We start from the raw sequence: 24,611 nt of genomic DNA on the forward strand, positions 1-24,611 counted from the left end.
TTTTTTCTACGCTGATTTTCGCCGGACGGCTCAGACTTTTTCCAGCAGGGACAGGGCGTAACGGTCGGTCATCCCGGCGATGTAATCGCAGACCGTCCGCTGAAGGCCCTCCGTTTCAATGAGACTGCGAAAATAGCGGGGCATCTGTTCAGGGTGCCGACACAGCCGGTCGAACAAATCATTCAGCCATTGTTCAATCTGACGGTCCACCGCCTTCAGATTCGGATGGGAATACAGCCGGCACATCAGAAAGTTTTCCAATTCCTCCAGCTGGGTCTGCGTGGGTTCGCTGAGTCGAATCAGCGGCTGTCCGTATTGATAGACCTCTTCGAGGGTGCTGATGCGGGCTTCCTGAATGGCTCGGCGGCTGGTTTCTATCACGTCCCCGACGAGCCGGTCGAGAATCGCCTTGGCGGTGCGGGTTCGCCGAATGACAAAATCGTCGATGGTTTCGGCCCGGATTTGCTCTTGCGCCTCTCGGAACAGGGCGCAGGTGCGGGCCTGGTCCTCTTCAATCAGCCGGGCGCGGATGCCGTCCTCCAGGTCGTGGCAGTTGTAGGCAATGCGGTCGGCCAGATTGGCAATCTGCCCCTCCAGGCAGCAGACCGGTTCGGCGAACTCGGCGGAGCAGCCGCCGTCGTACGGCCCCTGATGGCCGGCAAGGGACTGGCGGGTTTCGTACATCAGATTCAGTCCCCGAAAGTCCGGGTAGGGGGTTTCAAGAAAATCGACAATCCGCAGGGCCTGGCGGTTGTGCTCAAAACCCCCGAAGGAGGCCATTCGTTCATTTAAGACCCGCTCGCCGGTGTGGCCGAAGGGGCTGTGGCCGATATCGTGGGCCAGACAGACGGCTTCGGTCAGTTCTTCATTGAGCCCGAGGGCCCGGGCGATCGTGCGTCCAATTTGGGCGACCTCGATGCTGTGGGTCATCCGCGTGCGGTAATGGTCGTTGACGCCGGGCATGAAGACCTGCGTTTTGCCCTCGAGCCGGCGGAAGGCCGCGCTGTGAATGATGCGGTCGCGGTCTCGCTCGAAGGGACCGCGGTAGGGGTGCGGCGGCTGCGGAACCCGGCGTCCGCGGCTGTTTTGCGGCGTGACGGCATACGGTGCAGGCGGCGTTCTCATTTACAGATTCGGCAGATGATGGTCCCGCGACAGGCGGGTCAGTTCCTCGTACAGTTCGGACATGCTCTGGCTGATGACCTTCGTGGAGCTGCAGACGGACATAAAGTTGGTATCCCCATCCCAGCGGGGGACGATGTGGATATGCATATGTTCCGGCAGCCCCGCTCCCGCACAGCGTCCGAAGTTCATTCCGACGTTGAAGCCGTGCGGATGAAGCGCCAGCGAGAGCACCTTCTGGCTTTCGCGAATCAGTTTCATCATCTCGAGCAGTTCGTCGCTGTCCGCTTCCTCCAGTGTTGCGATGTGCCGCAGGGGAGCAATCAGGAGATGGCCGTTGTTGTAGGGAAAGCGGTTGAAGACGACGGCGCAGCGTTCCGTTCGCCAGAGCACCAGGTTGTCCCGGTCCTGCTGCGGCGTGCGAATGTAATCGCACAGAAAGCAGGGGCTTTTTTCGGGCAGGCCCTGAATGTAAGGCATTCGCCACGGAGCCCACAGATTCTTGCTGTCCGTCGTCATTTTTGTTCCGTCTGTGCCGGGTTCTGCGGGTTGTCGGAAAGCCGTTCAATGCGGATATGCTGGCGAACCGTCAGTTTCGGCAGACTGTCCCCGAGCGGAAGGATGAAATCTGCAGCCGTAATGAGTGTGTAGTCATCCTGGGCGAATTCGAGTTGTCCGTCGGTAAGGTTGAAAACCAGCCGCCCGGTGCCCTCCAGCGATTCGTGGCGGAAACTGCGAAGAACCGAAAACAGGGAGCCGCGAATCTGATAGCTGCCTTCATACGGCAGCGGAAAATTCAGCAGCGGCTTTTCACGAAGCTGATAGCGTGTGCTCACGGACGCCAGCTTGACCTGCTGCTGTTCTTCAAGGGTCTCAACGGTGTAGGTGATGATGCGGCTGGGAAGGTTCTGAATCGGGACCGGCCAGGGCAGGAATTGTTCGCTCTGCCAGCTGGAGCCGGGGACAACGCCCCGCAGGGGTTTGGGATTGGAGGCTGTCAGGTCCCAGAGCGTGTACTGGAAGAACAGCCAGTCCAGAATCATATCGGGGTCTTTAATGCGCTGGGCCGTGTCCCCCTTTTCGACAAAACTTTTCCGGCCGATTTCCCGAAGCAGCTCCCGAAAGGAGTCGGTCAGTTCAATCTGGCCGGTCGGACTGACCTGCAGGGTATAGGAACGTCCCCGAAGATGCTGCATCGCATCGGCGGGGGCGGCTTTTCCTGAAAAGGTTGTCCGGTTGGCCTCTACGGATTCACAGGTAAACTCCACCGTGGAAAGACCGTAGGGATTTGCCTCGATCGGCCGGATGCGGAAGACCATTTCGATGGATTCATTGGCCAGTTTGGAATCTTCCTTTTTGCCGGACGAGCCGCTGGTCAGCTCAATCTGGACTTCCCGGGAGGAAACAAACCGATACCGCAGAGGCGGGTCTGCGCGGAACTCAAGAGCCATATATTCCCCGCGCGGGAGGGTTCTGCAGCCGCCGAGGAAAGCAGCCGCCGGCATCCAAAGGAGCAGGACGGTCCGGCTTACTGATTGGCTCAACGCGGAACGTTTCATCGGAAAAACCGTTTTACGGAACCAGTTTGCGTTCGATGCTCTGGATAAACCGAATCACCAGAGTATCGGGTCCCTGGTCCGGTTTGGCCTTGGGGTTTACTTCCTGAGCGGTGTAGGTGCTGATCAGGGTTTCGCCGTATTCGAGGACCTTTCCGCTGTCCAGATTCATCGTCATTTTTCCGGTGTACTGGTTTTCGTTGTCGAGCATTTTGGCGAAGATGCCCATGCTGCCCTGGCCGGCATCGGGGCTGGCAGCACTTTCAGAGGCGTTCATTTCAACCGTCATGGTCTTTCCGCTGTCGGTCTGCTGCAGACCGGTGACGGTATAAACTTTGCGGAAGTTTTTGCTGGACAGAAGCCCCGGCGGTGAAGGGACAATGCGTTCCCAGGTCGCACCGACTTTCAGCGGTGTACCGAGGTCGGGGAGAGCAAGGATTTCATGCCGTTTGGCGATTTCTTCTTTGGTAAAAAGTCGGGACGCCAGGCGTCCTTCCTGTCCGGGAATGTCGGCGGTTTTGATGGTGCTGGTATCGAGGGCTTCGGCCTTGCCGTCCGGGGTCAGCCGAACGATATAAGACTGGCCGACCAGTTTGGCCAGCGGATTGGCCTGGTCTTCGGACCGGCGGCTGTCAAAATCAATCTGAACATTGTTTTGCTGGATGACCCGACAGGCGATGTCCCGGATGGTGATAACGGCTTCCGCCGCTCCGTTCTCATCTACTTTATTGATTCGCTGCTCTACGGTCATCCGTACGGAGGTGGTGGTTTCCTCCTGGCGGAGTTTCTCGAGAGCGGGCTGCTCAAACTTGAAGTCTTTTGTCGTGGTCATTGTGATTTCATAAATGTCCGCCGTTTGCGGCTGGAACTGCTGGGCGGCCTGAAAGGACATTCGCTTGGAAGGGCCTTTGCAGCCGGGCATAAGAGAAGCAGTGAGAACAAAAGAAAGAACAACCAGACTCAAGATTACCGAACGACGCATGGGACTGTCCCTTCAAATTGATAGATATCCTTATCTTTTTTATTTTCCTGCCGGATAGGAATTATAGAAGGTCGGGGGACGGTTGACAACTGAAAATTCTCGGAGAAAGGCAAAATCAGGATTTTGGGTGTCCGCATTGGGGGCTCCGCGAGGCCGGGTTTGTAAATTTCTGTTCAGGTTGACGGGGTTTTTCGCTATAATGCGGTTTTTAAGAACGAATCAAAGACCGTGATTTGGGAGAAGCCTATGAACAGCGACCGGATTAAGCAGGGGTTTCAGCGGGCGCCGCACCGGGGCCTCTTGCGGGCCTGCGGACTGAAGGAAGAAGACATCAACAAGCCGTTTATCGCCGTGGCAAACAGCTATTGCGATGTTGTGCCCGGGCATGTTCACCTTCGCGAGGTAGCCAAAGTTGTCAAAAAGGCCATTCGGCAGGCCGGCGGCGTTCCTTTTGAGTTTAATACGATTGCTATCTGCGACGGCATCGCGATGGGGCATACGGGGATGAAATATTCTCTGGCCTCCCGGGAGATTATTGCGGATTCTGTGGAGGCAATGCTTCAGGCCCATTGTTTTGATGGGATGGTTTGTATTCCGAACTGTGATAAGGTCGTTCCCGGGATGCTGATGGCGGCGGTTCGGGTAAACATCCCGACACTGTTTGTGTCGGGCGGGCCGATGCTGGCAGGCAAGACCAAAGACGGAAAGACGGCGGATTTAATCAGCATCTTTGAAGGGGTTGCCCAGTTTAACGCCGGCAAAATCAGCGATGAGCAGCTGCATGATCTCGAATGCTCGGGCTGTCCGACTCCGGGAAGCTGTTCGGGGATGTTCACAGCCAACAGTATGAATTGTCTGTGTGAGGCGATTGGAATGGCCCTGCCGGGCAACGGTACGATTCCGGCGGTGGACCGGCGGCGGCAGAAACTGTACCGTACGGCCGGACAGAGGATTGTCGAACTGGTGCGGGAGAATCTGAGGCCGCGCGACATTGTTACTGAAAAGTCTATCGACAATGCCTTCATCTGTGATATGGCCATGGGCGGCTCTACCAATACGGTGCTGCATACGCTGGCCCTGGCCCATGAGGCGGGCATCTCCTATGATTTGGACCGAATCAACCGCATCAGTGAACGGTGCCCGAATATCTGCAAGGTCTCTCCTTCCAGCCACTGGCATATCGAAGATGTGGATGCGGCCGGCGGAATCAGCGCCATTCTGAAGGAAATCAGTAAGATTGAAGGGCTGCTGCATCCGGAGTGTATGACGGTCTCCGGCGTTACGCTCGGGGAGCGGATTCGAAAGGCCAAAATTCGCAATCCGGAGTGCATCCGTCCGCTCGAAAATGCCTATTCAAAGACAGGGGGCCTGGCGATTCTCCGCGGGAATCTGGCTCCCAACGGCTGTGTGGTTAAGACGGCGGGTGTGTCGGAGAAGATGCTGCGCCACAGCGGGCCGGCGGTGATTTTTGAAAGCCAGGAAGAGGCCTGCGAAGGCATCCTGGGCGGCAAGGTCAAACCCGGCGATGTGGTAGTCATTCGGTACGAAGGGCCCAAGGGCGGACCGGGGATGCAGGAGATGCTCAGTCCCACCAGTTATATTATGGGGGCGGGGCTGGGGGATTCCGTGGCGCTGATTACGGACGGGCGGTTTTCCGGCGGCACGCGCGGCGCCTGCATCGGCCATATCAGCCCCGAAGCGGCGGTCGGCGGCCCGATTGCGATGCTTCGAGACGGGGATATTGTGGAGATAGATATTCCGGCCCGAAGGCTGGATGTCCGATTGAGTGCCGAGGAAATGAACCAGCGAATCAGCCAGTGGAGGCCCGGCGTTCCACGGATTCGCCACGGTTGTTTGGGCCGATATGCTGCAATGGCCACAAGCGCCGATACCGGAGCTGTTCTGAAATGGGATTGATGGACATTCGGACCGACAAGTGGTACGCGGGGGGATTGCGGTTTGAATGTACCGGCTGCGGGGGCTGCTGTGCGGGACCGCAGGAAGGGTATATCTGGCTGACGCGGAGGGAACTTGAGCGGGCGGCGGAATATTTAGGCATATCTCCGCAGGTCTTTCGGGAGAAATATGTCCGTCGAGTGGGTTTTCGTCTCAGCCTCATCGAGCATCCGCGAACCAAAGACTGCATTTTTCTGACGGATTTCGGCGGCGGCCGGCGCGGCTGCGCGATCTATCCGGTGCGGCCGCTTCAGTGCCGAACCTGGCCGTTTTGGAATGAAAACCTTCGCACGCCCCAGGCGTGGGAAGCGACGGGACAGAAATGCCCCGGAATCAATCAGGGTACTTTTTGGAGTGTGGAACAGATTGAATCCCTGCGAACCGCAAAACCCGATGCCGACGGATGTACTTGAGGAAGTGCTTGTCCGTGTTCGGCAGGTGTATGATTGGCTGGCGGAAGCGATTCAGGTTTTGAATCCCGCCTGTCGGGCCTGCGGGACCTGCTGCGATTTTGAGAATTACGGACATCGTTTGTACATCACGACGCCGGAGGTGCTCTATTTTCTCCATCACCTGTCTCTGGATTTTCGTATGATGACAGATGGGGTTTGTCCGTATCGGGAAAATGGACGATGCAGTGTTTATATGTACCGGTTTGCCGCCTGCCGGATTTTTACATGCACATCGGACACGCGGCGGCAGCATCAGCTCAGCGAAGAAGCCATCCGTCGGTTTAAGGAAATCTGTGTTCAGTACAATCTGCCGTATCGATACATCGATTTAAAGTATGCACTCAGCCGGCCCGACCTGTGGCTTGCGTAATTTTTCAGCTCCTGATTCAGATTTTTTCTTATCGACCCTTCAGGGAAAATCCGTCTTTACAAAGAAAATTTTTTTGACGATGAAAGAAACAAGAACTTTTTGTTCGGATGCAGGGTAGAAAAACCAGACAGGGATTTGACTCACAGGTTGTTTTTTTGTGAGAACGGTTATGGTGCATTTTCATACCGTTGAAGATGTTTTACGGTTTGCCCTGGCCCTTCAGGAATCCTCAAGGAAATTCTATCTGCACTTATCGGATGCTGTGGCGGAACCCGCTGTTCAGTCAATTTTTACAGCGTTGGCCGGGGCGGAGGAGCGACGAAGAAAGGCTGTTGAACTGGAACTGTTTAAGATTGGGGCGACGGTGTCTGAACCGCCTTCGGTTTCACCGCTGGATGAATGGCCGGAACTGCTGTTTCTGACAGTGCCGATGTCTGTGAAAGATGCGTTTGAACTGGCCATAAGAAGACAGCGGACCATCTTTCGAAAATTTTCTGAGATGATGTACCGGGCGGAAAATTCGGAAACGGCCGATGTGCTGTTCGGACTGGCCGAACAGGAAATGCGCTATCTGCTGCAGCTGGAGAAAGATTACAAATCTCTTTTTCCGGAACCGGAAATATAAGAAAGATTTTGTTCTCGGCAAACCGGGCTATTCCGGGACGTCGTTTTGCTTGGCGGGTTTTCGAACGGTTAATTTCTGCCGGAGCCGCTGATAGACGGAGGGGGGAATCAGCCCGGAGACATCCCCGCCCAGCAGGGCCAGCTGGCGGACCATCGTGGAGTTGACGTAGCCGTATTCTTCGCTGGTCATGATAAAGACGGTTTCGATGCCGGCGATTTTTCGGTTGGTCATGGCCAGCTGAAACTCATATTCAACATCCGTGAGGTTTCGCAGCCCCCGCAGCATGACTTGGGCCCCTTTGCGGGCGGCAAACTCCACCGTGAGCGTGTCATAGCTTTCCACGGTCACACCCGGCAGGTCCGAGACCAGATTGCGAATCATGTCCACTCGTTCCGCTTTGGTGAACAGCTCTTCCTTTCCGGGATTTTGTCCGACCGCCACAATCAGCCGGTCAAACAGTTTGTATCCCCGGCGAATCACATCCAGATGCCCATTCGTGATGGGGTCGAATGACCCCGGAAAAATGGCCGTAATGGACTGCGGTTTCATCGAAGGTTCCTTTTCGGTTCGGAGGTTTTGTCGTTTTTGAAAAATATTAGGAGATTGCCTTGAAGGATTCAAGTTCTATGTTCCGGAAGTCCTGCCCGAGGTATTCGTTTCGCAGCTGGCGAATGTATTGCTCCATGGCGGCAAAACGGGACTGGGCGATTTGTCGGACCGTCTGGAAGTGAAATCCTTCTTTCAGGCGGGCATCCCAGTAACGGTATTCGACTCGTCGGTCCCAGCCGTCCAGCAAAGCGGCTGCTCCTTTGCCCTGCAGAAAGTATCGGCGGAATTCGTGCAGAAGCCCAAAGGCTCCTATTTCGTCAAGGAGACGGGCGTCGGAAAGGATTTGAGCCTCAACAAGCGGGGAAGCGCGGCTTTCGGATTCTATAACTACCCGACATATTAACTCTGTTTTGTCCCCTAACAATGAGGCCGTTTGTTTTTCCTTGACGAACTGGACAGAATACTCCCTCAACTGTCTGCCTCGCAGCTCCGAAACGGCTTCACAAAGGGAGCGTTCTTTGATGCGGCTGTAGAGTCGGTATCCGCAATCGGACAGGTAGGCGGCGGCCAGGAGGGAAAACGTATCAACGGATTCGCCCTTTTTTGTTAATTCAGGTAATTTGGAAATGAGTTCAGCGTTCCGTGCGATGTGTAAGGTTTTTTCCCACAGCCATCGTTCGGTACACCCTGACGGCAGCTGAAAGGTTAACACCTCCTCTGCGAGTCGGCGAATCCTTTCTAACTCTTCCATGCATCCATCCTCCTGTGTGCGCACTGCTATAGTAAGAAAATAGGCAAGATTGCGTCAAGCAATTTCTCGTGCCGGAGGGCAAATTTATGCTGATTTATCCCGTATAAACCTTACAAACGCTTCTCGGCGGATTCGCTACAGAGCGTACGACTGGTCTGGCCGCTATTTTAGGAATCGAGAGTGCATTTTATTATTTATATTTTGTGAGACGAGGTGAAAAAGTTTCAGGATTTTTGTTTGAAGCGCCGAAATAAATGGTACAATGGGCGGGACGAGTTATGAGATGGAAATCTTGGAATGAGCGCACAGGGATGGGCATGAATCGTCGGAATCGCACGTTCTTCGTATGGGTCTCACTGGTTGCGTCAATGACTATCGCCGGATTGCTGTTGATGGCCCTCGACCAGAAGACACCTATGACCGGGGCCTACAGTCTGGCCAGTTATTTACGATTGGATCCCATTGAAAAGGCGGCCTTTCGTCCGATAACAGCGCGGCCTGCGGAATGGAATCGAATCGAGGTCTATTACAGCCGGACCAATTCGGGGAATGCGGGCGATGTGGCGATGATTTCCTCCCTTCGGGGCACAGCCCGGGCTGATTTTCATTTTCTGGTTGGGAACGGCCGAGGGGCCGGCGACGGTCAGATTGAGTGCACCGAAAGCTGGATTCAGCAGAAGAGCAATAACGGGATTATTCGGATTTGCGTCGTGGCCGATTTGTACGACAGCCCGGTCACGGCCTATCAGCTGCGTCGAACTGCGGCGTTGGTAGAGGCATTGAGCCGCCGCTTCAATATCAAGACGCAATATATCCACTACCCTGCAAACTGGCAGTTTTGAACTGTCCGATTTTGGATTGTCCCAAACCGCGGGTTTTTAACCGCGGTTTTTTTGTTTCTGCGCGAAGGGGCCGGAGGAATCAATTGCATCCGGAATCGCTTTTGCTATAATCCATCAGGTTCTCTTTTTTGAAGATTTTGAAACCATTTAGTTCAAACGGGAGCGGACTGTTGAAATTTCTGGTGTTTCAGGATGGTAAGCCGGCGGAGGATTTTTCTCCGGCGGCTGCTTATATGTTCGGGGCGGACCAGATTCCTCTTTATCAGGTGCAAATGGACTATAAGGACGGGGTTCTGGAGTGTACCAAGAAAAGTCCGGATTCAGCGGGTTTGGCGCTGCTTTGGCCGGTAGAGGGGGCCGGGCGGCTCCTTTTGTCTACGACGCGGCTTCCGGACAGGCCGGAGCCCTACAATCTGAACGTGGAGCTGGCAAGGGCCCGCCTGATGCAGATTACCCTGAAGCGAGAGGATTGGGCCCTCTTTGAAGAAGATACCCGATTCGCCGATTTGGCCCACGAAGCGCAGGACCTGTTCATCCAGTCGCTTTTGCATATTTCGGACCCGGCGCAGGCATCGGTGCTGGCGGACCGCTCTCTGGAAAAGGGGCTTCAGTTCTCCGAGCAGCTGGCGGCTCGACATGCGGACCAGCTTTTGGCTTTGCGCTGCCGACATCGGGGGCTCGGACGTCATTCTCTCGGGGTTGGAATTGATTTGGAACGAATAGAGGACCCGACTTATCGAAAATGGCTGCTTGAGATTTTCGGGTTTGTGACGATTCCGATGGAATGGGGGCGGATTGAGACAAAACCCGGACATTATGATTTTGAGGCGATTGACCGGTGTATGGAATTGCTGGCGGGACGCCGCCTGGCCCTCTGTGCCGGTCCCTTGCTTCGCTTTCACCCCGCCAGTCTGCCTGCCTGGCTGGCTTCGGAGGCCAGAGAATTTGAAAAAATCCGGGAAGCGGCGTATGAGTTTGTGGTCCGCACGGTAGCCCGGTATGCCAAATACGTTCATGCCTGGCGGGTGATTTCCGGCATGCACGCGTGGAATTGTTTCGGGTTTACCTTTGAACAGGTGATTGAAATGACGCGGACGGCGTGTCTGGCGGCCAAGTCGGCGGATACCAAGTCGCGGAAAATCATCGAGATTGTGTTTCCCTGGGGTGAGTATTACGCCACGGACCGCACAACCATCCCGCCCCTTGTTTATGCGGATATGATTATCCAGAGCGGGATTAACTTTGATGCCGTCGGTCTGCAGCTGCAGTTCGGGGCCAACCAGCCGGGAATGCATGTCCGGGATATGATGCAGATTTCCTCGCGTCTGGATTTCTTTGCGCAGGTGGCCAAGCCGGTTCATATTACGAGTGTGGCCGTTCCGGATCGGATTTCGATGCCGCAGGGGGACCCGCAGCTGTGCGGCTATTGGCACAAACCGTGGACGGAGGAGATTCAGGCCCAGTGGATTGAAAGTTTTTATAAAGCGGCGCTGAGCCGTTCTTTTATCAATACCGTTACATACGGGGCGTTGGCTGACGGAACGCAGAATTCTATGGCCGGTCAGGGGCTTCTGGATGAGCATCTGAATCCCAAAAAAGCCCTTCTGAGCATTGTAAAATTTCAGAAATTGATTGAAAAGCGATAAACAGGTTTGCGTGCGGGTATGGCGGCAAAGGATATAAACTCTTTCAGCGGCGGTATCGTTCTGGAAGAGGGACTTCGAGGGGCTCAGCTGCTTGTGGGGCTGTCTATCGTTTTTGGGCTGTTTTGTGGATGGATGTATTTTCAGCTGCAGAAGGGAAAGACGGGAGCGCCGCTGGCGGATGCGGTCAATCCGAATACGGCATCGATAGGCAGTCTGATGCGGCTGGAGGGGATTGGGCCGGTGCGGGCCCTGCAGACCGTTCGTTATCGGCAGCGGACGGAGGGACCGGCTTTTGAAAGGCCGGAAGATTTGGAAAACGTAGCGGGAATCGGCCCGAAGACTGTATCCAAGATTGCCCCGTTTCTTGCATTTGAGCAGGAACTGCAGCAGAGAACCGAGGAAACGAGCGAAGGTCAGAATGTCGGATTGGGAGATTAAAAAACCGCTGGGACGCTGCTGGGTGACAGGCCGGGAGTTTGCACCGGAAGAGGAATATTATGCTGCGCTGGTGGAAACGCCGGATGGGTTTGAGCGGCGCGATTTCTGCCGGGAATACTGGGAGACAAATCGACCCGAAGTGTACTGTTTCTGGAAGACCCGCATGCCCAACCCCCAGAAAAAAAAGCAGCAGATGTTCATTGAGCCGGAGATGCTGCTGGCCTTTTTTGACCGTCTGGCATCGGAAACGGAACCGGAAAAGCTCAATTTCCGTTTTGTTCTGATGCTGATTCTGATGCGCAAGAAACGGCTGAAATATGAGGCCAGCCGAGTGGAAGGGGGGCGCGAAGTCTGGACGGTCCGGGTAGTCGGGCAGGAGCGGCTGGAAGAGGTGGTCAATCCCAACCTGACGGATGAGCAGATTCAGCAGCTGTCTGAGCAGATGGGGCAGATTCTTCAGACGGAACTGGATTAGGGCAAAGCGTGTTTCGAAACGGATGGATTATTCTGGTCGTCTGGGCGGCCTTTCAGGCCGGCTGTGCCTCCCCTTCATCGCTGCCGCCGGTGCAAGTTCGGCCCTGTCGGGGCAAAGGGACGATTGAGGAGGCCGTCAAAGCCCTGGCACTCAAACGGGCCAATCTGCACCCGCTGAAGGCATCGGCCCGCTGTGTTCTCGAATGGACGGATTCGGAAGGGAGGGTCCGCAAAGAGACGTTTGATGCACAGTTTCGGTATGTTCCGCCGGATTGCCTGTTTGTCCGGGGGGACAAGTTCGGCGAGATTCGCTTCGGCACCAATTCGGAGGCCTTCTGGATGATGGTCAAGCCGGAGATTGACACTTATTGGTGGGGAACCCGGCAGGCGGCCGAACAGTGTAGGGAGATGCTCCAGTTCAACCCGTGGAATGTGATTGAAGCCCTCGGGGTGGTCCAGGTTGATACAAACTGGACCCTCGATTGGCACAATGGATTTGATGTGCTGACCCTGACGGATTCGGAGGGGGTGCTGATTCGAAAAATCTGGATAAGGGCCTGCGATTATCAGGTGATTTCGATTGAATCCGCCGACTCGCAGGGGCGGCAAAATGTCCAGATTCATATGGACAATTATGTCCCGACAGAACAGGGCTTTTCGGTGCCGAGTGTAATAGAGGCCCGGCATTTTTCCGGGGGGCGAGCGGATGCATCGCTGCGGCTGGAGCTGCGGGGGGTGGGGCTTTTCGAAGTGGACCCTGCCCGGGCTCAACGCCTTTTTTCCCGTCCATCTGAAGAGAATTATCGGACGGTCTATCGTCTGAGCAGTGCCTGTGAATTTGTGCAGGTCGGACGCTGATTTTTTTGCAACTTCCTTAGAAAAAAAGGTCTTGCGCGAATTTATCTTTATTTATGCGCAAGATTGTCTTGTCCATTTCTCCCCTTTTTTCGGATAATTCACAATGTGCTGGAGTGTGTGTGATGTGTGTGTTGGGTGAGGGAAATCCTCGAAACATTTCAAGTTTTTTAAATTCCAAAAACCATTTTGGAAAGGAGTGAGGAAAGATGAAGAAATCATTTCTTTTTCTGCTGGTGCTGCTTTTAGGTACTCTCGGCCAGGCCACTGTCATTCTCCACGATACCTTTGCGGACGGCAGCCGTCTGGAAACGAATCTGCCGTATGAGTCGGCGCTGTATGCCTCGTCCCCTGCCGATGTGACGGTCAGCGTGGGGTCGGTTCGTCAGGCGATGAGCACTGCGAGCCGACGGCTGCATACGTATTTTGCTGATCAGGGCAGTCCGCTGGGGCTGAATGTCGGCGACAAACTGGTGGCCACCATCGAGTTTGCACCTTGCGGTGCTCTGTACAGCTCCACGAGCCGCAATTTCCGTTTCGGGCTGTTTTATGACCCGACCAGCCCCCAGCATCGGGCTGACAATATCGGGGATTCCGGCGTCAGCAATTCCTGGCAGGATGCGACGGGCTATGCGGTCCAGTTTTCGCTGAGCTCGGGAACAGCCAGCACGATTCAGGTGGGTAAGCGGACAGACTTTACAGTCACCAGTCTTTTGGGGACAAGCGGGGCCTATCAGTGGGGAACGGGCACAGGGGGAGCGAGCAACCTCGTTTTGGACCGGGTTTATACGATGACGTTTGTTCTGGATTACCAGGCCGCCGACCTGATGCAGGTTGATTTTACGTTTATGGATGATTACGGCTTCTCCACTTCGGCCTCTCTGACGGATAACGGTCTGGGCGGCAAGCCGATTTACACGAATTTTGATTTCCTTCTGTTCCGGTTCTCTGCGGCTTCCGGAACAGCCGACATCATTGATATCCGAAGCATCAAGATTGAGTATATCCCGGAACCGGCAACGCTGGCTCTGCTGGGAATCGGCGGGCTGCTGGCGTTCCGCAGGAAACGCTAAGTATCCTCCGGAAACGAACCGTCTTCACATAGAAAACCGGCCCCATCGCCCAGCGGCAGGGGCCGGTTTCTTAGATAGGAGAAAAAAGGCGTTTCCAGTATTGATAAGCGGGTTTTGAGCATTCTGTTGCGCAAAATCATTCTTGTTTTGGCGCAAGATTGACTTGTCTAAACAGTCTGATTTGCCGAAGATAAATCCAAGTCGTTTTCTATACAAGGCGTCTCTGCAGGACGAGGACTGCGGAGAAAATCAACCAATCAGGGATTCATAAAAAGATGAGGAGAAGCACAATGGCAAGGACACTTCAGTTTACCTTTCTGACGGCGGTTTTGGTCCTGGGTGCGGTCTGCTCGGCGGAGGTTCTGCTTTATGATACCTTTGCCGACGGAAGCCGTACAGAAACCAACCTGCCGACAGAGTCAGCCGTATGGTTTTCGCATCCGACTAATCTGACGGTCAGCAGCGGCTCTTTGGCCGTCAATCAGCAGGCGATCGGCAACACCAGTTCCAAGATGTGGACGTATTTTGCTCCGAACGGTTCCCCCGTGTCGCTGGGGGTTGGGGACAAGCTTGTCGCCGAAATAACATTTACCCCGCGCGGGGCAATGTACAGCACCAGTTCCAAAAACTTCCGACTGGGACTTTTTTATGACCCGACAGATGAGCAGCTTCTGCAGGATACCAACTCGGATACCGGCGGCGGACGCTGGGTGGACTCTCGGGGTTATGCCGTGATGTTTACGCTCAGTCCGGATTCGACGGCCGGGACAATTCAGGTCGGCAAACGGACCAATGTCACCGGAACGGACGGTCTCCTGAGTTCTGCAGGCACCTATACCTGGAATACCGGTTCCGGTCAGGCGGCCAATTTGAGTCTGAATACGCAATATACAATGAAACTGCTGCTTGAGCGTACGGCAGAAGCGGAAATGAAGGTGACCTTTACATTTCTGCAGGGCAGTACGGAGATAGCTTCGAGTACCTTAACGGATAATGGTTTGGGCAGTCTTCCGATTTATACGTTGTTTGACCAGCTGTTCATTCGTCTGTCCACCTATACGGGGACGGCGGATATTGTGGATTACAACAGCATCAAGATTGAAAAGATTCCGGCGGCTTACGGCGGCCCTTTGGTCGGTGTGGAGCGGGTCTTTACCGCGGTGGAAAGCTGCCGGACGGACGGCGGCCAGCCCGATACCAACGTGGCGGACAGCAGCAAACTGAGTGTGCGGCGTTCGTCTCCCGGTGCCAAATCCTGGATTAAATTCAATATGGGTCAGATTGACAAAAGCAAGCTGCGGGCGGCCTCGCTGACGGTGGCCCTTCAGGAGCCGGAAGCCGGGTCCAATACCTGTGATGTGTCGGCAGTGAATGATGACTGTCTGGATAATATCGGATGGACCCGCACAACGCTGACCTGGAATAACGCCCCGGGAAATCTGACGACGGATTTGGCTCTTTTGGACCCGACAAAGACTACTCTGGTGGGGACTCTTTCCATTGTTGACGGCCTGATTGGACAAAAATACAGCATTGGGGTCTTGCCTGTAGTTCAGGCCGATACAGACGGGATTGTTCAGTTTGTGCTTCACAACAGCAATGTGCTGATGAACTTCTGCACGCACAATCATGCAACCGCTGCTTATCGGCCGGTGCTGACGGTGCTGGAAAAACCGGCCGGGGCAGACTGGCCGATTCCGTATCAGGGCCAGACGGTTCAGACCAATCTGGCCTTTCTGCAGTGGACCAATCCGGACCCGAACCGGCCGGGCGGGGTTATTACCTGCGATGTCTATCTGGGCACGGAGCCCAATCGGATTCAAATGGATAAAGTTACCCTGGGGGCCGGTGTGAATACCGTGGCGGTTACGTCCGCGAATTTCCCGCGGTTTGTGCCGCTGCAGGAGCGGCAGACGTATTACTGGATTGTGGATGTGCATGATTCAAGCCGCGAAGGGGTGCTGGAGGGTCTGGTTTGGTCGTTCTATGTAAACAACAACGAGCCGCCGATTGTGAATGCCGGGCCGGACCAGATTACCTGGGGGCTGCCGAAGGTCATTTCCCTGTCCGGAACCGCCTCGGATGACGGACGTCCCAACCCGCCCGGGCAATTGACCGTTCAGTGGACGCAGGACAGCGGGCCGGCGGTCACCATCAGCCCCGACAATCAGCTGAATGCATCCGTCTCGATTTCGCAAGCCGGCGTGTATGTGTTCCGACTGACGGCCAATGACAGCGAGAAGCAGACTTCTGATACGGTGAAAGTGGTGGTTGGCGAAACCAGCTGCCAGGCCTCCCATCTGTCCACAGGACAGCCGTATATGGCCGGTGATTTCAATCAGGACTGCATCGTGAACCTGGAGGATTTTGCGGAGTTTCTCAGCAAGAACTGGCGGGTCTGCACAAACCTGCTGACCGGGTGTTATTAAGAGGCGATGAAATTATGAACCGAAGAAAAGTTTTCACGGGATACGGTTCGGGTGTGTGCCCCGTACCGGTTCTGCTTGAAATCCGGATTCATACGAGGAGATAAACCATGAAAAAGACATATTTCTTTCTTCTGCTCTGTGTGTTCAGCGTTTCGGCTCTGGCGCTGGATGTGAAGGTCATGTCGAGTATGAGCTGTCGGACAGAGGGCGGCGGCTATGCGGACCAGAACCGGCATGACAGCTCAAAATTAAGCGTTCGCAATACGAGCAACGGCAACAAATCGTGGATTAAGTTCAGCGGGCTCGGTTCCTATGATTTGACCAAGGTGCGGGCGGCGTATTTGACGGTGGCTCTGCATGAAGGCAAGGCCGGGGCCAACAGCTGCAAGGTCTCTGCCGTAAATGACAGCTGCGTGGAGAATATTCTCTGGGTGGACCACACCAGTTTGGCCAATCCGGAGCAGGGAATCTATGCCCTGACGTGGAACAATGCCCCCGGCAATCTGACGACGGATTTGGGGGCTTTGGATTCCAGCAAGACTACGTATATCAGTACCATTACCTTTACGGACGGGGTAGCCGGTCAGGCGTTTACCGTTGACGTGACTGACGCTGTCAAGGCGGATACAGACGGCATCGTGCAGTTTGTTCTGCATGATTCGCCTTTGCTGATTAATTTTGCCACGCATGACCATGCCACAGCGGCCTGGCGGCCTTATCTGACGCTGGTCTTCCCGCCGCTGGGGGCGGATTACCCTGTTCCGGCGGACGGATATGACAAGGTGCCGACAAATCTGGCTCAGCTTTCCTGGACGAATCCGGAGCCGAATGTGCCGGGCCAGCCGATTTATTGTGATGTCTATCTGGGCACGGAACCTAACCGGCTTCTGATGGATAAGGTGACGCTGGGCAACAATATTTCCAGTGTGGCCCTGACGGCGGCCAATTTCCCGCACTTTGTCCCGCTGACCAATTACACCCGGTATTACTGGGTTGTGGACTGCTATGACCCGACCAAGGGAAAGATTGAAGGGGAGATGTGGTCATTCTATACAAACGACAATCAGCCGCCGTATAATGTCTCCGTCGGCTCTCCTCAGGCAACCTGGCTGGTGGCCGGGACGACGTCGGTGACGCTGATTGGGTCTGCTCAGGATGACGGGCTTCCGATTCCGCCCGGCCAGCTGAGTTATTTGTGGGAGCGGACGGCGGGGCCGACAACAGCCGTCATTGTCAGCCCGAACAGTTCCTCAACGCGGGTGGACTTTACGCAGGCCGGGGACTACACATTCCGTCTGACGGCCAGCGACGGGGCGGAAAGTGCCTCGGCGACGGTTCGCGTGGTCGTCGGCAATACCTCCTGCGACGCCAGCCATGTCTTCTACAATCAGCCGTACAATCCGGCCGATGTCAATCAGGACTGCATCGTGAACCTGACGGACCTGCAGACCCTGATTGTCAACAACTGGCTGGTGTGCGACAACACGCTGGAGCCGTGCAATTAACGGATTGTGTTCCGGAAGGATTCTGCAAAGGCCCGTCGATTCGGCGGGCCTTTTTTATTTGACGAAACAATCGTTTTCCTGTAAAGGGAGCAAAACAAAGACTCTATTCAGGAGAACGGCTATCAAAAAACCATTGTTCCAGCGGCTGAAGGACGGCGTGTTTTTTCTGGACGGGGCGATGGGCACCCAGCTGTTTGCCCGCGGCGTTCATCAGGGTCAGTGTGTCGAGCGGCTGAATGTCGAGCAGCCGCAGATTGTGGCGGAGGTTCACCGGTCGTATCTGGAGGCGGGCTGTGATGCCGTGCTGACCAATACCTTCGGAGGCAATTCGCTTTCGCTGCGGCGGCACAGGGTCGATGCCCGGACGGAACAGCTGAATGAGGCGGGGGCCCGGCTGGCACGCCGGGAGGCCGGGCCGGACCGATATGTGCTCGGCGACATCGGCCCGTGCGGAGATTTTCTGGAGCCCATCGGAACGCTCAAGACGGAAGAGCTGAAGGCCGCTTTTGTCCGGCAGGTGCGGGGGCTTCTGGACGGCGGCGTGGACGGCTTTCTGATTGAAACGATGACGGCCCTGGAGGAGATTGAGGTTGCGATTGAGGCCGTTCGGTCGGTCTGTTCGGATTTGCCGATTTTGGTTTCGCTGGCGTTTGACCCGGCCAAAGAGAGTTTTCGGACGATGATGGGGGTTTCGCCGCCGCAGGCCGTCGGTCGGCTGGCGGGGCAGGGGATTGCGGCAGTCGGCTTTAACTGCGGCACACTCGATATGGATTCCTATGTTCGACTGGCAAAGGAGTATGCCGCGGCATTGTCGGGCAAGGATATTCTTCTGCTGGCCGAACCGAATGCCGGTAAACCCCGTCTGGAAGGCCAGCGGGCGGTCTATGACCTTGCACCGGAGGAGTTTGCCCGCGGCCTGGAGCGGATTTATCAGGCCGGGGCGGTGATTTTAGGCGGCTGCTGCGGGACAACGCCGGAACATCTGGCCGCGGCCGTCAGGCACATCCGCCGCTGAGCACTTCCCGAAGGGCCTGCAGCGTTTTCTGCGTGGCCCCTTTGCTGCGCAGGATGATGTTTTGTCCGTTTTCGGCAATTCGGCGTGCAAAATCTCTGTCCAGAAGGCACTTCCGAGTCATCTCAAAGAGCTGTTCTTTATCGGCGACTTCGATGGCGCCTTGTCCGGCCAGCAGTTCCTGTACAGTCTGCTTGAAATTGAAGGTATGCGGGCCGAAGAGTGTGCATTTGCCCAGTGCGGCTGATTCCATCATATCCGAGCCGCCCAGCGGCACCAGCGTACGTCCTACGAAGACCACAGAAGCGAGGGCATAGAAGTTGTTGAGGTCGCCCATGGTATCGCCGAGAATGATGTCCGGTTTTCCCTCCGCAGCGGCATTTTGTTCTTTGAGGCGGCTGTACCGCACCCACGGAAAGCCGGAGCGGCGAATCAGCTCGGCGACCTCTTCAAATCGTTCGGGTTTGCGCGGGATGACGGCCATTCGGAGGGATTCAAAAGAGGGTTCTTTTTTGAGCCGGCTGAAGATTTCGAGGGCGATTTGCTCTTCGCCCGGCCCGGTCCCCCCGACGACCCACAGCGGTTCCTTGCCCAGATGAAGCTGCTCGGCAAGTTTCTGCACGGCCGGCGCGTCGGGTTCTGTTCGTGCGGTGTCATATTTGAGGGAGCTGGTGATGCGGACGCGTTCGGGCGGGCAGCCCAATTCCATAAAGCGGCGGGCATATTCCTCCGTTTGGGCCAGCACCATGGCAAGCCGGCTGAAGGTGCGCCGGACAAAGGGACGAATTTTCAGATAGCGGGGGAAACTTTTGTCGCTGAGCCGTCCGTTGACCACAATCACCGGAATCTTCTGCTCAAATGCCAGCGCGGTTAAATTCGGCCAGACCTCCAGCTCCATCAGCAGGATGGCGCGGGGCCGGATTCGTTCGAAGGCCCGTTTCATAATCCAGGAAAAATCGAACGGAAAATAGGAGACCGTCAGGGTTTTCTCGTACAGCGAGCGGGCCCGCTGAAGACCGGTGTCGGTGGTGGAGGTCAGGACGATTTCGTAGTCGGGCATTTGCCGAAGAAGTTCATCGATGAGGGTGCGGGCGGCATTGACCTCTCCTACACTGACGGCGTGTATCCAAAGGCAGGGACGCTCCGGAAGCCGCCGCCAAATCTTTCCGAGACGCTGGTCCCAGCCGGATCGGTAGCGCTTTTCCTTCAGCATCCGATAGACAATCTTCGGACTGTATCCGAGCAGTGCAAGAATGTAAGCCAAATCAATCAGGTATCTCATAGAATTCGCTGTTTTAGGAAAAGGGCATCTTACCCGAATCCGGGCGTCTGTCAATCCGGGGAAAAATTCGGAAAACGCCGGAATGGCTTTTTCCTTCTTGACTTGCGGCGGTTTTTGGCGTATTTGTAAGAAAGTAAGTCCCCGTAGCTCAATGGATAGAGCGTTGGCCTCCGGAGCCAAAGGTTAGAGGTTCGACTCCTCTCGGGGACGTTTGGAAGTTCTTTTGATGAAGGGGGTTGTGGAATTCCTTGTATTTCTCGCCTGAACGGCTCCTGAAATAATCAAAAAAACACCTGTCGTCAATCTTTTCACAATATTTTTCTTTTATCCTGTCGGCGGCTTCGGAGGAAGAAATTGTGATGATGGAGGTCTTATGAAAAGACAGACCCTTCTGATGGTGTTTGAGGAGCTTTGGCCCATCCTGCTGAAGACATCTCCGGCTTCTTCGATTTGGCGTCAAATTCGGATTCCGGCGGGGTATTTTTCTGTTTTGGAGGGGGGGTATGAGGAGGAGGTTTTGGCGGAATGGGCCCAGAAGCACCATCGCACCTGGTGGGAGGTGACGTGGGCCTTTCCGGAGTATTCATCCGAACCGATTCTTCAGCAGTGCCGTTATGTGGCGGATTCCTTCTCGGACGCCGTTCGCCTCAAGCCCCATCTGTTGATTTCGTACCATTCTCTGGAAACGCTGACCGCTCCGGATATGGAATTGTTCGAAGAATTGGACATGGGACACAGTGAGCGTTCGGAGCGGGCCCGGGGTTTTTCTGCGGCTAAAATGGAAGCCAGGGCATAATCCCTCTTAAATACAATTCCACCGCAAAATAGTTGTAAAAGGCCGCAAACAGGTAAAACAATGCGGCTGTGGTTAAAATTGGTGCAGCGTATTTGTGCCAATACAGCACAACAATCAAAGCAGCTATCAGCTTATAAAAGGCTGCCAGAATCGGACCGATAAAAGGTCCGTATGCAAATGCGGCAATTCGAACAAGAGGATGAAACTCCTGTTCAGGTCCGGTGGAACTCATAAAATGAATTGTGCTGACGGTGTCGACAGCCAAAGCGAGGATAAACAGAGTGAGGTGTTTCTGATAAGCACACCAAAGGCGATGCCAGTCATCCAGTATTAGTGATTCCGTATAATTCTTCTTCATACTCCCGTCTGCCCCATTTTTCCGGACTCCCGCGTTGGCAGGAATGACAGGTTCAATCTTTGCTTTTATCGGCCAGAAACGAGGAGGACTGAACGAGAGTAAGAAAAGAATGTGTTAAGCGGATAAAATTACTCTTCAATAGTTATGGGGCATTCCGGAAGGGCCTGGAGGAATTGTTTCCCATACATTTTTTGAAGGATTCGGCTGTCTAATACGGCGACGATACCCTGATCGGTTTTGCGGCGAATCAGGCGTCCGAATCCTTGTTTGAACTTCAGGACAGCCATGGGAACCTGATAGTCGTAAAATGGATTGCCGCCCTGGGCCCGGATTTTCTCAATTCGACCCTGGATGAGGGGGTGTCCGGGAACGGCAAACGGCAGCCGGACGATAATCACATTGGACAACTGTTCACCCGGAACATCGACACCCTGCCAGAAACTGTCTGTCCCAAAGAGGACACAGCGGGGGAGGGTTTTGAACTGGGCCAGCAGGGCGGCCCGGTCTTGTCCTTCGCCCTGAACCAGGGCGGTCATTTTTTGTTCAGCCAGCCAGCCGGCCAGGCAGTCGGCCATCTGCCGGAGCATGGTATAGCTGGTAAAGAGAATAAAGGCACGGCCTTCGGTTTTCAGGAGGTATTTTTGGATGGCCCGGACGGCTTTTTCCTGAAAGGCCTCGCTGTTGGGGTCGGGCATGTTGGCTTCCAGATACAGACGTACCTGACGGCTGTAATCGAACGGAGAGCCGACCTGAAGAGACTGAAATTTTTCCAGTCCGATTCGGCGGGTGAAGAAGCCAAAACCGTCTTCGGTTTGTCCGCTGCTGAGGGTGGCGCTGGTGAGCACAACGGAGTCAAACACGTCGAAGAGACACGCTTTGACATACGGTCCAACATCCAGAGGAGCGCTGCGAAGGACCACGTTTTTGCGGGGACCGGTTTCTTCCTCCACCCAATACACAAATCCTTCCTGGGATTGGGACAGAAAGATTTTCAGCTCCTGTTCGGTCTCCTGGCAGCGGTCGATAATCCGCTGAAACTCCAGCCGCTGGTCTTCATTTTCTTCTTCTTTGACCAGCCGGTTCAGCTCAAGGCGAAGCTGACGCAGCGGTTCGGTGAGGTTGTCGCTGACGAATTCGGGGGTGCATCGACCGCCGGTTTCTTCAGCGGTCTGCTCATACCAGGCCTGAACCTGCGCAAAGAACAGGTCTGCCTGACGGCGGCACTCATCGACGAGCCTGCGGGCCTTTTGATGCGAGGAGCCGCTGTCCAGCAGGCCCTTATGGGAGCGAGGATGACAGAGCGTATCCAGCAGATATCGGACGGAAGAAGGACTCAATTCGATTCCGAAATGTTCCTCTGCCATATGTTCGAGATTGTGGGCTTCGTCGAGAATGACATAACGATAGGGGGGCAGAATGCCGGCGCCGCTTTGTCGGAGAACCAAATCGCTGAACAGGAGGGCGTGGTTGGCGATGATGATGTCGGCGGTTTCCAGTTTTCGTCTGGCCCGCCAGTAAAAGCATTCCCGAAAAGAAGGACACTTGCGGCCCCGGCAGATGCCGTGTTCGCTCCGGACGGTCTGCCAGAGCGGCGTGGAGGGCTGGGCTTTCAAATCACTGAGAGAACCGTCCTGGGTGTTCTGCGCCCATTCGGTCAGGATGGATAATTCGCTGCCGCGGTCTTCAAAGAGGGTTTGCCGGCGGTTTTGGGCATAGCGGAGCCGCCGCAGGCACAGGTAGTGGTTTCGGCCTTTGGCCAGACAGGCCGTAAAGGGCTGCGGGACGGCCTGCTGAAGGAAGGGGATGTCTTTTTCCATCAGCTGCTCCTGAAGGTGGATGGTGTACGTGCTGATGAGCACCCGTCCGTTTTTCCGAAAGGCCTGGTCAAGAGCAGCGGCCAGATAGGCAAAACTTTTGCCGACACCTGTACCGGCCTCCGCCACAAGGATGTATTTCTGGCGAAGTGCTTCGATGACTTTGGAGGCCATGGCAATCTGCTGGGGGCGATATTCATAATCGGTACTGCAGCGGGCCACCCAGCCGTTTGGTCCCAGCAGCTGATGCGCCTCCAAACCTTCCTGAGGAGCATGGGCAATCATCTCATCTCCACTCCACAGCTCGGCAATTAAGGGGCCGGAGAAGATTGCAGCGCAGCCTGAACAGCCTCAACCAGCAGCGCGGCGGCCCGACTGTCGGGCATGGTGTCCTGAGCAAACTCTGCGGAAATGCGGGCCCGGGTCAGTTTGCCGTCCTGCAGGAGGATGTAGCCCATCAGCAGAGCCAGTTCCGGCGAATTGCTCCGCTGCTGCCAGGTGGACAGTTCCGTCAGGCGGTTTTCAAAGGCATCGCGGCTGTCCAGCAGCGAGGCCCAGTCAAAACGGCTCTGGAGGACCTTCGGTTCCATCTCAATCGCCTGACTGAGATAAAAGGCACTGCTCATATATTCCCCCGCCGCAAACAGGGCGTGAGAGCGGGCCAGCACCAGCAGCGGGTTTTTCCAGTCCCAGACGGAGGCCAGTTCAAAGGCGTCGGCGGCTTTGTAATACTGGCCGTTTTTGAGGAATTCCTCACCCAAAAAAAGATAATCTTCCGCTTTTGCCGCCGCCAGGTGTTCGAAGTCCGGGTAGTCTTTCCGCACGGCCCTTCCGTCTTCCGGTTTGACGAAATCCTCCGGCCGCATCCGGAGGGAGGAACGGGCGGAAGAGGGCTGCGGTCTGGTTTTTTCTTCAGAAGCGGACGGCTCTTCGGCGGTTTGGAGGGATTCCTTTTCCGGCTGTTCCCGGTCAGTTTTTAGTCCTAATTGACGGCGGATTTGGGCATAAATGCTTTGGGAAGGAACGGCGGAAGCCTGGGAAAAATCATCGGATTGGTCTTTTCGTACGGTTTTGTCAATCAGAGCTGGTGCCGGTCTGGGTTCGGGCTGGGCTTTGAGGGGGTCCAAACCCGCTGGGGGTGTCTGAAGAGGGTCGAACAGGACGATTCTTTTGTCTTTTTCGGCAGTCCTTTGTGTCAGATGCTGCTGAAGGACGGCCTCGAGGGTCTGCGTGGAAGGAGCCAGAGGACGCTGCAGGGGAGGACGAATGACATCAGCAATATCGAAGGATTCGAGCCACTGCTTGGATGCTGTTGTGCGGACTTGCGGCGTTATAGCGGGTGCTCCCAGCCCGGAGCCGCCGGGCCGCTGGAAGGACGCTACGGTTTGTCTGGGGTCGAAAAAGGCCTCCGGCTGGGCGGAGCGTCTGATGAAGGAGCTGACGGCTCTTGACTGCGGGTCGAGGAGACGCCGGTCGATATAGTCGCTGGAACTGTAGGGAATAAACCCGCGGAAGTGGCGTCCGCCGCCGATATTGCCCGTCATGGTCAGATTGCCTACATACCCGTACAGATTGGGCTGGCTGGGAATGGCTGTTGTTCGGTTTGCACTGGGAACCTGGGTGGGAGAACCGATCGGCGAGCGAGCCCCCGGGGCCTCCGCCGCCCAAACCGGGGTGATTGCCGCCAGAAAGGTCACAGCTGTCAGGATTTTTGTTTTCATAAG

The 24,611-nt window shown here is 55.4% G+C and carries 24 protein-coding genes and 1 tRNA gene; 15 read left to right on the forward strand and 10 right to left on the reverse strand.

Annotated elements, in window-relative coordinates:
* Window positions 1-30: 30 nt before the first annotated feature.
* From WHS88_06955 to WHS88_06970, 4 genes are read right to left on the reverse strand one after another with little or no spacing between them, the layout of a single operon-like run.
* A complete protein-coding gene (locus tag WHS88_06955) occupies window positions 31-1,125 on the reverse strand; it encodes a deoxyguanosinetriphosphate triphosphohydrolase (GenBank protein ID MEJ5259909.1) in 1,095 nt (364 codons plus the stop codon).
* Window positions 1,126-1,641 (reverse strand): HIT domain-containing protein, encoded by a 516-nt coding sequence (locus tag WHS88_06960; protein MEJ5259910.1) that lies wholly within the window; start codon window positions 1,639-1,641, stop codon window positions 1,126-1,128.
* Window positions 1,638-2,681 (reverse strand): hypothetical protein, encoded by a 1,044-nt coding sequence (locus tag WHS88_06965; GenBank protein ID MEJ5259911.1) that lies wholly within the window; start codon window positions 2,679-2,681, stop codon window positions 1,638-1,640. Before WHS88_06965 ends, WHS88_06960 begins: the two co-directional genes overlap by 4 nt.
* Before the next feature lie 13 nt (window positions 2,682-2,694).
* Window positions 2,695-3,660: a hypothetical protein gene (locus tag WHS88_06970; protein ID MEJ5259912.1), complete on the reverse strand. Its 966-nt coding sequence runs from the start codon at window positions 3,658-3,660 to the stop codon at window positions 2,695-2,697.
* A gap of 246 nt (window positions 3,661-3,906) precedes the next feature.
* Here WHS88_06970 and ilvD point away from each other — a divergent pair, with 246 nt between their 5' ends.
* The 4 genes from ilvD to WHS88_06990 all read left to right on the forward strand — a co-directional run bounded on the left by ilvD (window position 3,907) and on the right by WHS88_06990 (window position 7,063).
* Window positions 3,907-5,577: a dihydroxy-acid dehydratase gene (ilvD, locus tag WHS88_06975; protein ID MEJ5259913.1), complete on the forward strand. Its 1,671-nt coding sequence runs from the start codon at window positions 3,907-3,909 to the stop codon at window positions 5,575-5,577.
* Window positions 5,568-6,029 (forward strand): YkgJ family cysteine cluster protein, encoded by a 462-nt coding sequence (locus WHS88_06980; GenBank protein MEJ5259914.1) that lies wholly within the window; start codon window positions 5,568-5,570, stop codon window positions 6,027-6,029. Before ilvD ends, WHS88_06980 begins: the two co-directional genes overlap by 10 nt.
* On the forward strand, window positions 6,010-6,438 hold the full coding sequence (locus WHS88_06985; GenBank protein MEJ5259915.1) for a hypothetical protein: 429 nt from the start codon (window positions 6,010-6,012) through the stop codon (window positions 6,436-6,438). Before WHS88_06980 ends, WHS88_06985 begins: the two co-directional genes overlap by 20 nt.
* Before the next feature lie 157 nt (window positions 6,439-6,595).
* A complete protein-coding gene (locus tag WHS88_06990; GenBank protein MEJ5259916.1) occupies window positions 6,596-7,063 on the forward strand; it encodes a ferritin family protein in 468 nt (155 codons plus the stop codon).
* A gap of 27 nt (window positions 7,064-7,090) precedes the next feature.
* Here the strand turns inward: WHS88_06990 and coaD are convergent, their stop codons facing one another.
* Together coaD and WHS88_07000 are read right to left on the reverse strand one after the other, a co-directional pair.
* Window positions 7,091-7,612: a pantetheine-phosphate adenylyltransferase gene (coaD, locus tag WHS88_06995; GenBank protein MEJ5259917.1), complete on the reverse strand. Its 522-nt coding sequence runs from the start codon at window positions 7,610-7,612 to the stop codon at window positions 7,091-7,093.
* A 46-nt stretch (window positions 7,613-7,658) separates the two neighbouring features.
* The gene (locus WHS88_07000; protein ID MEJ5259918.1) at window positions 7,659-8,363 is read right to left on the reverse strand and encodes a hypothetical protein; all 705 of its coding nucleotides are present in this window, start codon (window positions 8,361-8,363) and stop codon (window positions 7,659-7,661) included.
* 278 nt (window positions 8,364-8,641) lie between these two features.
* Here WHS88_07000 and WHS88_07005 point away from each other — a divergent pair, with 278 nt between their 5' ends.
* From WHS88_07005 to WHS88_07045, 9 genes are all read left to right on the forward strand, one after another.
* Window positions 8,642-9,205, forward strand: coding sequence for a hypothetical protein (locus tag WHS88_07005; GenBank protein MEJ5259919.1), 564 nt, complete (start codon window positions 8,642-8,644; stop codon window positions 9,203-9,205).
* Between the two features lie 170 nt (window positions 9,206-9,375).
* Window positions 9,376-10,851, forward strand: coding sequence for an endo-1,4-beta-xylanase (locus WHS88_07010; GenBank protein MEJ5259920.1), 1,476 nt, complete (start codon window positions 9,376-9,378; stop codon window positions 10,849-10,851).
* 18 nt (window positions 10,852-10,869) lie between these two features.
* Window positions 10,870-11,289, forward strand: a complete 420-nt coding sequence (locus tag WHS88_07015; GenBank protein ID MEJ5259921.1) for a helix-hairpin-helix domain-containing protein — start codon at window positions 10,870-10,872, stop codon at window positions 11,287-11,289.
* On the forward strand, window positions 11,270-11,764 hold the full coding sequence (locus WHS88_07020; GenBank protein MEJ5259922.1) for a hypothetical protein: 495 nt from the start codon (window positions 11,270-11,272) through the stop codon (window positions 11,762-11,764). The genes WHS88_07015 and WHS88_07020 overlap by 20 nt, the downstream gene beginning before the upstream one ends.
* Before the next feature lie 8 nt (window positions 11,765-11,772).
* The gene (locus WHS88_07025) at window positions 11,773-12,621 is read left to right on the forward strand and encodes a hypothetical protein (GenBank protein ID MEJ5259923.1); all 849 of its coding nucleotides are present in this window, start codon (window positions 11,773-11,775) and stop codon (window positions 12,619-12,621) included.
* A 206-nt stretch (window positions 12,622-12,827) separates the two neighbouring features.
* Window positions 12,828-13,691 carry a PEP-CTERM sorting domain-containing protein gene (locus WHS88_07030; GenBank protein MEJ5259924.1) on the forward strand — a complete coding sequence of 288 codons (864 nt, stop codon included), beginning with the start codon at window positions 12,828-12,830 and terminating at the stop codon, window positions 13,689-13,691.
* 290 nt (window positions 13,692-13,981) lie between these two features.
* Window positions 13,982-16,120 (forward strand): DNRLRE domain-containing protein, encoded by a 2,139-nt coding sequence (locus WHS88_07035; GenBank protein ID MEJ5259925.1) that lies wholly within the window; start codon window positions 13,982-13,984, stop codon window positions 16,118-16,120.
* Between the two features lie 107 nt (window positions 16,121-16,227).
* Complete coding sequence (locus WHS88_07040) at window positions 16,228-17,625, forward strand: hypothetical protein (protein ID MEJ5259926.1); 1,398 nt, start codon at window positions 16,228-16,230, stop codon at window positions 17,623-17,625.
* Window positions 17,626-17,758: 133 nt separating this feature from the next.
* Entirely contained in the window at window positions 17,759-18,640 is an 882-nt protein-coding gene (locus tag WHS88_07045) for a homocysteine S-methyltransferase family protein (protein MEJ5259927.1), read from the forward strand.
* On the opposite strand, the gene WHS88_07050 is transcribed toward WHS88_07045, so the two are convergent.
* Window positions 18,621-19,919, reverse strand: coding sequence for a 3-deoxy-D-manno-octulosonic acid transferase (locus WHS88_07050; protein MEJ5259928.1), 1,299 nt, complete (start codon window positions 19,917-19,919; stop codon window positions 18,621-18,623). The two genes, WHS88_07045 and WHS88_07050, sit on opposite strands and share 20 nt — an antisense overlap.
* A gap of 137 nt (window positions 19,920-20,056) precedes the next feature.
* On the opposite strand from WHS88_07050, the gene WHS88_07055 reads away from it, so the two are divergent.
* Window positions 20,057-20,129 (forward strand) — tRNA-Arg (locus WHS88_07055).
* Between the two features lie 163 nt (window positions 20,130-20,292).
* Window positions 20,293-20,715, forward strand: a complete 423-nt coding sequence (locus WHS88_07060) for a hypothetical protein (protein ID MEJ5259929.1) — start codon at window positions 20,293-20,295, stop codon at window positions 20,713-20,715.
* Here WHS88_07060 and WHS88_07065 read toward each other — a convergent pair.
* The 3 genes from WHS88_07065 to WHS88_07075 all read right to left on the reverse strand — a co-directional run bounded on the left by WHS88_07065 (window position 20,693) and on the right by WHS88_07075 (window position 24,608).
* A complete protein-coding gene (locus WHS88_07065) occupies window positions 20,693-21,073 on the reverse strand; it encodes a hypothetical protein (protein MEJ5259930.1) in 381 nt (126 codons plus the stop codon). The genes WHS88_07060 and WHS88_07065 overlap by 23 nt on opposite strands.
* 128 nt (window positions 21,074-21,201) lie before the next feature.
* A complete protein-coding gene (locus WHS88_07070) occupies window positions 21,202-23,172 on the reverse strand; it encodes a helicase C-terminal domain-containing protein (protein ID MEJ5259931.1) in 1,971 nt (656 codons plus the stop codon).
* A 26-nt stretch (window positions 23,173-23,198) separates the two neighbouring features.
* Window positions 23,199-24,608 (reverse strand): hypothetical protein, encoded by a 1,410-nt coding sequence (locus tag WHS88_07075; GenBank protein MEJ5259932.1) that lies wholly within the window; start codon window positions 24,606-24,608, stop codon window positions 23,199-23,201.
* Window positions 24,609-24,611: the final 3 nt, after the last annotated feature.

It is taken from the genome of Anaerohalosphaeraceae bacterium (genome assembly GCA_037479115.1).
Lineage (GTDB): Bacteria > Planctomycetota > Phycisphaerae > Sedimentisphaerales > Anaerohalosphaeraceae > JAHDQI01.